This is a genomic window from Vibrio sp. M260121 (assembly GCF_036533715.1).
Lineage (GTDB): Bacteria > Pseudomonadota > Gammaproteobacteria > Enterobacterales > Vibrionaceae > Vibrio.
In genome coordinates this window covers 12,473-22,165 of the sequence record NZ_JATABF010000041.1, presented here as the reverse complement: position 1 = coordinate 22,165, position 9,693 = coordinate 12,473, and the positions used below count along the sequence as shown (strand labels likewise).

7 protein-coding genes and 1 riboswitch are annotated in these 9,693 nt (G+C 44.0%); of the genes, 3 read left to right on the top strand and 4 right to left on the bottom strand.

Features of this window, described 5'->3' with window-relative positions; translation table 11 throughout:
- Window positions 1-292: 292 nt before the first annotated feature.
- From recC to QTO06_RS19355, 4 genes are all read right to left on the bottom strand, one after another.
- On the bottom strand, window positions 293-3,769 hold the full coding sequence (recC, locus tag QTO06_RS19370; RefSeq protein ID WP_331409438.1) for an exodeoxyribonuclease V subunit gamma: 3,477 nt from the start codon (window positions 3,767-3,769) through the stop codon (window positions 293-295).
- Window positions 3,770-4,310: 541 nt separating this feature from the next.
- A complete protein-coding gene (locus QTO06_RS19365) occupies window positions 4,311-4,559 on the bottom strand; it encodes a GlsB/YeaQ/YmgE family stress response membrane protein (protein WP_331409418.1) in 249 nt (82 codons plus the stop codon).
- Between the two features lie 197 nt (window positions 4,560-4,756).
- Window positions 4,757-5,578, bottom strand: a complete 822-nt coding sequence (locus QTO06_RS19360; RefSeq protein ID WP_331409417.1) for a mechanosensitive ion channel family protein — start codon at window positions 5,576-5,578, stop codon at window positions 4,757-4,759.
- Between the two features lie 461 nt (window positions 5,579-6,039).
- Complete coding sequence (locus QTO06_RS19355) at window positions 6,040-7,014, bottom strand: TDT family transporter (RefSeq protein WP_331409416.1); 975 nt, start codon at window positions 7,012-7,014, stop codon at window positions 6,040-6,042.
- A 112-nt stretch (window positions 7,015-7,126) separates the two neighbouring features.
- On the opposite strand from QTO06_RS19355, the gene QTO06_RS19350 reads away from it, so the two are divergent.
- The 3 genes from QTO06_RS19350 to QTO06_RS19340 all read left to right on the top strand — a co-directional run bounded on the left by QTO06_RS19350 (window position 7,127) and on the right by QTO06_RS19340 (window position 9,680).
- Complete coding sequence (locus QTO06_RS19350) at window positions 7,127-8,044, top strand: LysR family transcriptional regulator (protein ID WP_005427361.1); 918 nt, start codon at window positions 7,127-7,129, stop codon at window positions 8,042-8,044.
- 151 nt (window positions 8,045-8,195) lie between these two features.
- Window positions 8,196-8,495, top strand: a complete 300-nt coding sequence (locus QTO06_RS19345) for a YebG family protein (protein ID WP_005380208.1) — start codon at window positions 8,196-8,198, stop codon at window positions 8,493-8,495.
- A 156-nt stretch (window positions 8,496-8,651) separates the two neighbouring features.
- Window positions 8,652-8,727, top strand: a riboswitch (Fluoride riboswitch).
- Window positions 8,728-8,987: 260 nt separating this feature from the next.
- Window positions 8,988-9,680: an iron-sulfur cluster assembly scaffold protein gene (locus tag QTO06_RS19340; RefSeq protein WP_005427365.1), complete on the top strand. Its 693-nt coding sequence runs from the start codon at window positions 8,988-8,990 to the stop codon at window positions 9,678-9,680.
- Window positions 9,681-9,693: the final 13 nt, after the last annotated feature.

The window sequence follows — 9,693 nt, the reverse complement described above, 5'->3', positions numbered from 1 at the left end:
ACTCTCTTCTTTATCTAAATAATCCAACTTATTCTTATACCCAAGTGACTTCAAGATACAGGATTCAGAGCGTTGTCACTGATTCAAGTTCAAGGAAAACAACGCTGTGTAATAGTAGATTGCTCTTTCCAAGTTGTTTGACGATGAAATTGCTTCAGTGACACGCTCCCGAAGGGCGAGTTGTCTTGGCTCGTATACTTCGTTGACGATTTTTAATTTAGAGCCACTAGATCTTCAAATCATCGCCTCGCCTACAAGCCAAGTCAATCTCGCTGAACCAAGCATCTTGAGGTTACTTGGGTATACTTTCAGCATCCATCGCCGTCAATCTTGCGCCTTGAAGAACCAATGCAGTCAGTGTGCGAACTTCTGCTGCAAGCTCATCATTCCAAGCAGACCAAATACGCGAAATATACGCATTGTTTCCTTCGCCTGGGCTCATGTACCCATCATTGAATGCGTCCGCCATTTTCTTCAGCGATTTCTCTTCGTCATCAGCCCAGTGGCCACGACTAAAGCCCGCCTCGACGCACGCCAGTGCTGTTTTCGGGAAGTATGGTAATGGCTTGGTCATGCCTTCAAAAAACAAACGCACTAATTCAGCAAGTAGTTGTTTCGCTTGCGCAGCGTCTGCCATTGCTGGGTAAACTAAATGCACCGCGCCTTCCTTGCGGTCATAACCGATAACGTGGGTCTTTCTAGGCTGACCAGAGGCAGACATAGCAAGATGATCAATCCATGCAGCAAGGTAATCCTGCGCACGAATTTTACCGCTGCGGTAGCGAATCAACCCAGATTGATAGCATTGAGTTAGCCAACCGGTTAGACGGATGTTTTTTCCTTCACCAAGCACATCGAAGGTAAGATCGATTTCTAAATCGTCTTGCGGTGCGCCGGATAAAAACGCCAACTTATCCACCAGCTCTTCCGCTTGCACGCGGTTGGTTTCAAACTCGATATCACCAAATGCGCCAACCGGTAATTTACCCTGCGCACGTTGTTCACTCATAAAGTGCTTGAGCACGTCTGCTTTTGCGGACGGTTGAGTAATGGCGGTTTCAAGCAAGGTTTCCAGCAGCTCATCACGCATTTGATAGCTTTCTAAGCCACCTAATACAAAGGGCTCGTCATCTTCCATCACAGGCAATGGCGGCTCGAACATCACTTTTAAACGGCGGTTAAAGAAATACTGAACAGGCAAACGCCAGAAGCGTTGTAATTCCACCAAGTCCAATTCGATTGGGAAGGTCGCACCGAGTAAGTAATCATCCAACGCGCGGTTAAATTCGCCACGAGCATGACCTTGCGATTGACTGCTTTGGGTCAACGCTGCCGGAATCCACTCTTTGGCATAGCTTGAATGAGAACCTTGGAATGCACTTGGGCTAAATGGCACCATGGCATGCACATTCACTAACTCGTTGAGTAATTTATCTCCGGAATCATCGACTGGCTGGTCTTGATCGCCATCTAAGCAGTAGTTCTGATGGCAATATTCCAATAACTCTGACACCAGCACAGACGGCACTCGCTCGGTGTTATCTTGGATAGAACGCCCAACGTAACTGATGTACAAACTTTGCTGCGCAGACAGCACGGCTTCTAAGAATAGGTAACGGTCATCGTCTCGGCGTGAACGGTCGCCCGGTTTAGTGCGCCCTGTCATTAAGTCAAAACCTTCTGGTGGCATTGAGCGCGGGTACACACCATCGTTCATACCGAGTAGACATACGGTTCTAAATGGGATCGAGCGCATCGGCATCAGCGTACAGAAGTTCACTTGTCCGGCAAGGAAGCGCTGGCTGACTCGTGTTCCTGACAGCTTGTTTTGTAGATACTGGCTAACAATGGAAGGCGACAAGGCATCATCAAATGCCGCATCGGTTAGCTGTTCTTTCAGTTGGCTTAAGGTATCTCGAATCGACTTGAGCGCCATTTCCCCTTCTAACTCAACGGAGAAGAAGTCATCCAACATCGCCACCAAGGTTTCACGCCATGCATCAATCGACTGAACATGGGAAAGTTTGCGGCGATATTGGCTAATTTGTTGAATAAAGTGAGCTAACTTACCGGCTAGTTCTGCGCCCATACCTTGCACTTCATTGTATGGCGAGAGGCTACCCTCTTGCGCTTCAAACAAACCGGCAGATTCTGGCATCGCGTAGCCTAATAACATACGCTGGATACCAAATTGCCATGTGTTTTGGCGTGTTTCTGGCAGTTCAAATTCGCTGCCGGTATGGCTATCTAGCCCCCAGCGAATGCCAGATTCTTCCACCCATTGTTTGGCTTGAAGGAAGTCATCTTCGCTTAAGTCGAATCGCTTCAAAATCGCTGGCGTTTCTAACAACTCAAGTAATTCAGAAGCCAAACAACGTGTATTCGGTAAATTAACAAGTTGCATGAAAGCCGCCAAAATTGGGCTTTCTTGATCGGCCGTTCGGTCTGAAATCGAGTAAGGAATAAATCGCTCACCCGGTGCATTGCCGAATACCGCCTGAATCGCAGGGCTGTAGGCATTAATGTCTGCCACCATGACAATAATATCGCGCGGTTTCAGTGTTGGATCAGCATCGAACATTGCCAGAAGCTGGTCGTGTAGCACTTCCACTTCTCGCATCGGGCTGTGGCAAGAGTGCAAGCTCAGAGATTTATCACCCAAACTCACCACTTGTTTGTGCTGACTGCTGTCGATTTGCTCGTCGTCTTGGTGCTCTTCTAAATTAAGAATGTCAGCTTGAAGTTGATGGAGCAAACTGTCGCGCTCAACATCAACAAAAGCTTCTATCTCATGGGATTCAAGCTGCGACAACAGATACATGTTATCGCGTCCAAGTTTGCCCATCGAAGCCAACAAACTGTTACCCACCACATCGGTATGCAACTCATCCACCACGTTTTCTTCTAGTGAACCTTTTAACTGCTCAGTCTCACCTTGCACTTCAGAATGGTCTTCTTGCCACACCACGTGCTGACGATGTTTTGCTGCTAAGCGAGCTAAGAATTTACGGTCGCGTACTTCACCCCAGTAATAACGACAGGGGTTAGTAAACATCAGATGGACATCAATATGTTCACCAATGGCTTTTAGCGCATCCATGTAACGTGGTGGCAGTGAAGAGATACCAAACACAAACAGACGCTTCGGCAGATGATCAAAATTGCCGTTGAAGTTTTCGAGCGTATCAATGAAGTGTTCGTACAAATTGGCACGATGATAAGGCGATTGCCCAAGGGTAACCGTGTGGTCGTACAATGCCTGCCACAAAATCGGCTGCCATGGGTGTTCGTCTTCAAGTTCAGGCACCGTTTCTCCTGCTTCCCAGCTTGCAATCCACTCTGGGCGGTACACCAAATAGCCATCAAAGATATCGGCAATTTTCTCTGCTAATTGATACAGCTTGGAGTTGTCACTGTCGTCTTGAAGATAACGTGCCAAAGGTTCGAATGACGCTTCGTTCAACATACCCGGAAGCAAATGCATCAGCTTCCACGTCATGGCCTCTTTGTTGAAGGCACTGCGCTTTGGCACATCAGCCAATACTTGGGTAAACATTTCCCAGATAAAGGTCGCTGGCAGCGGAAACTCTAGGTTTGCCGCAACACCAAACTCTTTCGCCAATTCCATTTTTAACCACTGAGACATACCTGGGCTCTGCACCAGAATTTGCTCTTTTTCGAATGGGTTTTCTAATGGGTTGATGCGAATCAGTTCAACAAGAAGTGATTTGAGAACATCGACCTGATTGGAGTGATAGACAGTAAACAAAGTAAGTGCACCGAATGCCAATGGAAACTGCTAGCAAGCTTAGCACAGCCGCATTTATTCCTAGAGCGATCTCGATAGCTTAAATAACAAAAGGTTAGAGAACACCCGAATTCTGGGTAAATAGCCAACAACTGAAAGAGATGAATGATGAGGATTTAGTGAATACTACGGTGATATCTGATAACAAAAACACCGTAGTTCTATGCGCAGGAAAAACTATCTCTATAAACTGAACTCTACTGATGTTTATCGTGAAGTAAGTTCTGCTTTAAGACTGATGCACTAGAAAGTACAACTCTCTTTTCAAAGAGACGTGGGTGGTAGTTTATCGTTTTATACCCGGTGGGTAAGCCGTTCTTGTCACTAACTAACCAAGACATTTCGGGCTGGCACTTATCCAGTTTGTAAACCAGAGACCAAACACTTACACCAAGTACCTCAGCAACTGCTGAATAGCTAGCCCGAACGGTATGATTATTTAAATAACGCAGAATATCTTTCAGGTTCAGAGGAGATTCCATGTTAAATAAACTATCTTGATTTACTTACGAATAAGTCGGAAAACAAACAATAAGATCACTGCTCCCAATGTTGCCGTGATAATACCTTCAACACTTAGTACACCAACTGCACCAAAACCAAAGATTGAACCTATGTATCCGCCAACAAACGCACCCAATACACCTAGAATGATTGTTGCGACCCAACTATTTGAAGTACGTGTTGGTAATATCCATTGTGCTAATACACCAGCAACCAAACCTAAAACGACCCAAGCAATAATAGCCATGAAGTAATCCTTTAAATAGTAAAAAAATAATCCTACTATTAGTAGAATTATTTTCATTAGCATTTAAAATATTGTGTTTTTTTAAATGCCTATTCAAAAATCATTAGTAAAATATATCCATCCTAAATAAAAATCCCATAAAATAATGGTTTAATTTTCATTTACATTAACACCATCAATATGTGTAGCAAGATTTACTAATTGCGATAAATGTGAACATCTCGTTGAGGGAAAGGAATAGTAATACCTTTCTCATCAAATGCGTCTTTTACTCGCTCATGTAAACCATAATAAGCTGGCCAGTAGTTTTCTGATTTAACCCACGCCCACATTAGCATACCAATATGGCTGTCTCCGTGCTGACTGACATGCACAATTGGTGATGGTTTATCAAGAATTAAGTCGTATTCATTCATGACTTGCATTAGTACATTCCTTGCAATGTGGAGGTCATCCCCATAGCTAATACCAAACTCAATATCGATACGTCGGTTCTCTTCACAAAACAGATTCTTCACCGTTCCGTTAGAAAGAGAACCATTTGGAATGATAATTTTTTGATTATCATACGTCAGCAAAACAGTGACAAAGATTTGAATATCAACCACCTTCCCCATATGACCTTGAGCTTCGATAATATCGCCCACCTTGAACGGTTTAAAGAATAGGATAAGAACGCCACCAGCAAAATTAGACAAACTACCTTGCAGAGCCATACCGACAGCAAGCCCAGCGGCACCTAGCATTGCAATAAAGGACGTAGTCTCAATACCAATCATCGAAGCCGAAGAGATCACCAATAATATTTTCATCACTACTGATGCAAATGAACTTAGAAACCCTCTTAAACTGTGTTCTAAGTTGACCTTTTCAAGCGTAACCTCAATTCCCTTTGTAATCTTACCAACAAGCCACCAACCGACAACAAGAACAAGAATAGCTAAAACAAGTTTTGGTCCAAAAGTTAGAATAAGCTCCAATGCCTTTTCATATAAACTCTCGATAGATATATTTTCCAAAATAAAACCCCATAAATGAGAAAAATAAATAATAAATAATAAATAATAAATAATAAATAATAAATAATAACCGCAAGATTGCGCTATTATTTTATTTAACCAACTATTTTTATTTTATAATGATAACGTGAATCTCATATTTATATCTTTCATACACCCTGCAACAGGCCCTATATAATTACATCTAGAAAATAAATATTGATTCAAATTCGCTCATAAAAGTTACGATAGAGGCATCAAGAGAATAAATTTTATCCTTCTTGCCTAGTTGAACTAACTATTCAACTATAAAATGGCGGCGTTTACTAAAGTTTGATGTAGCAAAGTTATATCTATTTTTCCTGCCACCCTTTTGGGGTGGCATTTTTTTTATCTGCAGATTGGCTTTAGAACCCTCCCTACCGATACAAAAAAAGCCTCTTGGCGAGAGAGACCAAGAGACTTTGCTTTACGAGTAAGACTTATGCGTGATGTGTTGTCACTAAACGCGGTTGAATCAGTAAGTTATTGATGTATTGCAAACCTACGTAAGTCACCACAATCGTTGCCACAATCAATTCGATACCAGCTAGACCGCGAACTTGTTGTACATAGTGCGTTGCTAGACCATTTGCTTCCATCCAATTTGCTGTTTTGAACAGAGCCGTTGCACCAATCACCATTGGAAAGGTAAACGCTGCGTAGCCTGGACTAAATGGCAGTCTTAGCAATTTAAAGAAGGCTAAGTAGATGATAGCTGTCATCAATACCGCGATACCAAACAACAGAGCAATAATCACTGGTGAAGGTGTTGCCGTTACGGTTAAGTAACCAGCTAACGATAGGCTTGCTGGTGCCGCCATGATTGCCATGGTTGGTTTTGCTGCATCTGGGATTTCATGGGTGAACATGAAACGGTAGATCATCATTGGCAACATCACCGCGTAAGCCACCATACCGAAGACCAACGCACCGTGTGCAATTGGTGCAAGCACTGGGTTACCTGAGAAAGACACGTCTGCAACGATAATACCCACTGGTGGTACGAACCAGCTTGGCACCATGTGGTGTAGTTCGAAGTCTTTCGCACGGTGGTACAAGAAGCTCACTAGGAACACGATATGTAGAGCTACCGCCACTAACCAAAGCACGTCACCTGCAACAGGGAAAAAGTGCCCTAGAGAATTTGAAACCACCATGGTTCCCATCGCGAAAGTTGGAACGACACTACCTACCACAGGGTGCGCAAGATCTTGTCTCAACAAATGATTGTGAAAAAGAAATTTAGTCGCCAAGATTGCTAGCAGTACGCTTGCAATACCTGCGCTAACCCACTGTCCATAGCCATTTAATTCGGCGAAGTTTTCCCAACTCCAACCTAAGCTCGCAATACCAAGAGCCAGACCCGCCATTGGGGTTGGTGCTCCCATTACTTTTGCTTTTGTTCTTTGAATCATTACGACCTCAAAATCTAGGCTAACTTCCTATGGGGTGTATATTACTCTTGCACTTCGTTCCAATATATCTAATTATTTAAAACTAACGTTCAGATTTACTTAACGGAATGTCATGCCTAGTCATATCTCTCTTAAACAACTGAAAGTTTTTACTACTATTACTCAGCACAAGACGCTAACTGCGGCTTCGGAAAGTCTGTTTCTTTCTAAGGCGGCCGTGAGTATGGCGTTGTCTGAACTAGAGAAACAAATTGGTCATCACTTATTTGATCGAGTGAACAACCGTTTGATTCTCAACCAAGAAGGACAAAAACTTCTGCCCCTCGCGGACGAACTTCTCAACCGAGCTCGGGATATTGAGAGTGTGTTCGATGGCGACCAAACCTTATCAGGGCTGCTTCGCATCGGTGCCAGTGACACCATCGGCAACCAAGTTGCACCTTACCTGTTAAGTGATTTTCGTGATGAAACGAATCACCAGTCGCAGAGTTTGTTCATCTCCAACTCTGCCCAGATTTGTGACATGTTGATCGCTTACGAACTCGACATCGCGCTCATCGAGGGCAAGACCATACACCCAGAACTGGAATCAACGCAATTCAGTGAAGATGAAATGTGCGTGATTTGTCCGCCGGACTACCCTAACTTCGATGAAGGGCCTATCAGCCTAAACGAGCTCGAAGACACTGAGTGGATTCTGCGTGAGGCGGGTTCTGGTTCTCGAGAGTTCTTTATGCGCGCCATCGCTCCGCGTTTAGAACACTGGCACGAGGCTTTTCAGCTCAACACCACCGAAGCATTGATCAACTCAGTATCAGCAGGGCTTGGTTTAGGTTGTTTATCACGCCTATCTGCAGAGCCTGCAATTCGCGATGGTCGGGTGAAAATGCTAAACATGCCACTGGATATGAAGCGTCGCTTCTGGCTTTTGATCCACAAAGAGAAGTATCAAAATCCGCTCCTGCGCACATTCATTGAATTCTGCCAAGATTGGGAGCGACCAGAGAACCCACATCTTAAAGATGGCTAGTTCGAGATAGGTCGTTCAAGGCAGATAGTTCAAATGCTGGTCACTTAGTTGTACACGGCTCTCATTCTGAGGCTTGTCGCTAGACTTAATTGGTCAAAAACTGTATAAAAAGCCAGTATAAAATTTAACAAATTAACTTAGAGGACCAACCATGGCTGTAATCGTCAAGTACGTGGTAGAACGCAATGGAGAAGAGAAAATGACTTTTACCTCTAAAGCGGAAGCTGACGCATACGACAAAATGCTGGATATGGCGGACGAGTTATTCTCACTGCTAGGTAAGAGTGAACTTCTAGAAGACGAAGGTAAGCAAGAAGATCTTGCAATGTTCCTTGCGCAAAACAAAGAAGAAGTGCTTTACGCTCTGGGTGCAAAACGTAAACCTGCACCAAAAAAAGCAAAGAAGCTTGAAGCTGTTGAAGAAGATAGTGAACAAGAAGACGCTGCATAAGCCTCTCATTTGTTTCGAGAAAACGTCGCATTATGCGGCGTTTTTTTATGCCATTCATTTATCGCCATATATCTCTAGCAATATAAAGAACCGATTTAATATCCCAAATTACTCTAAATTTCATGTTGCAGATTAGTGTGACTTAGATCTACTCTAAATGCACACGGTGATGGGGTGCCACCAGAATCGAAAGATTCAAACCGCTTTTACAGCTGATGACTCCTACAGAAACGAGAACAGGTAAGCCCTGTTGGAAATGCTTTTGCCTCCAGCGTAAAAGTAAGAGTTCTGTAGTGAGCAAATCAACTCTCCTCCAACCCCGCTCCTGTTTTCTCAAAAATTAAAAAGATATCCAAAATAGTTGTTAACTCAACAAGGCGACAAACGCATGAGCCTCCTGAACATAGTTTTTCTATTTGATGGAGCGAATAAGAGCAGTCAACGCCGTTGAGTCTGACCAATATGCTGGATATCGTACACTGGGAAAACATTATGCAATACTCACACGAAATCCAATCAATGTGCCCAATTCAACGCGGCGATCTTCATGCATCTGCACCGATCCCTGTTGAAGGCGCAATGATCAATCCAAAAGACGTTATCGCGATTTCTGGTCTTAGCCACGGCGTTGGTGCTTGCGCTCCTCAACAAGGTGCAGCAAAACTGACCCTCAACGTTAAAAACGGCATCATCGAAGAAGCTTTGATCGAGACGATCGGCTGTTCTGGCATGACTCAATCCGCAGCGATGGCCGCAGAAATCCTAACAGGCAAAACTATTCTGGAAGCACTGAATACCGACTTGGTATGTGATGCTATCAACGTCGCGATGCGCGAAATCTTCCTTCAATTTGTTTACGGTCGTACTCAATCTGCTTTCTCTGAAGGCGGCTTGGAAATTGGTGCGGCACTGGAAGACCTTGGTCAAACTCAACGCAGCCAAGTGGGTACTAGCTACTCAACTAAAGCAAAAGGCGTGCGTTACATGGAGCTGGCTGAAGGCTACGTAACAAAACTCGCGCTAGACGAAAACAAAGAAGTGATTGGTTACCAATACCTCAACCTAGGCAAGATGATGAAAGCCATCAACGAAGGCGTTCCTGCTGCAGAAGCGGCAGACAAAGCAACAGGGACTTACGGTCGTTTTGACGAAGCCGTAACGACCATCAACCCACGCCAACAATAATTGCCACCAAGAG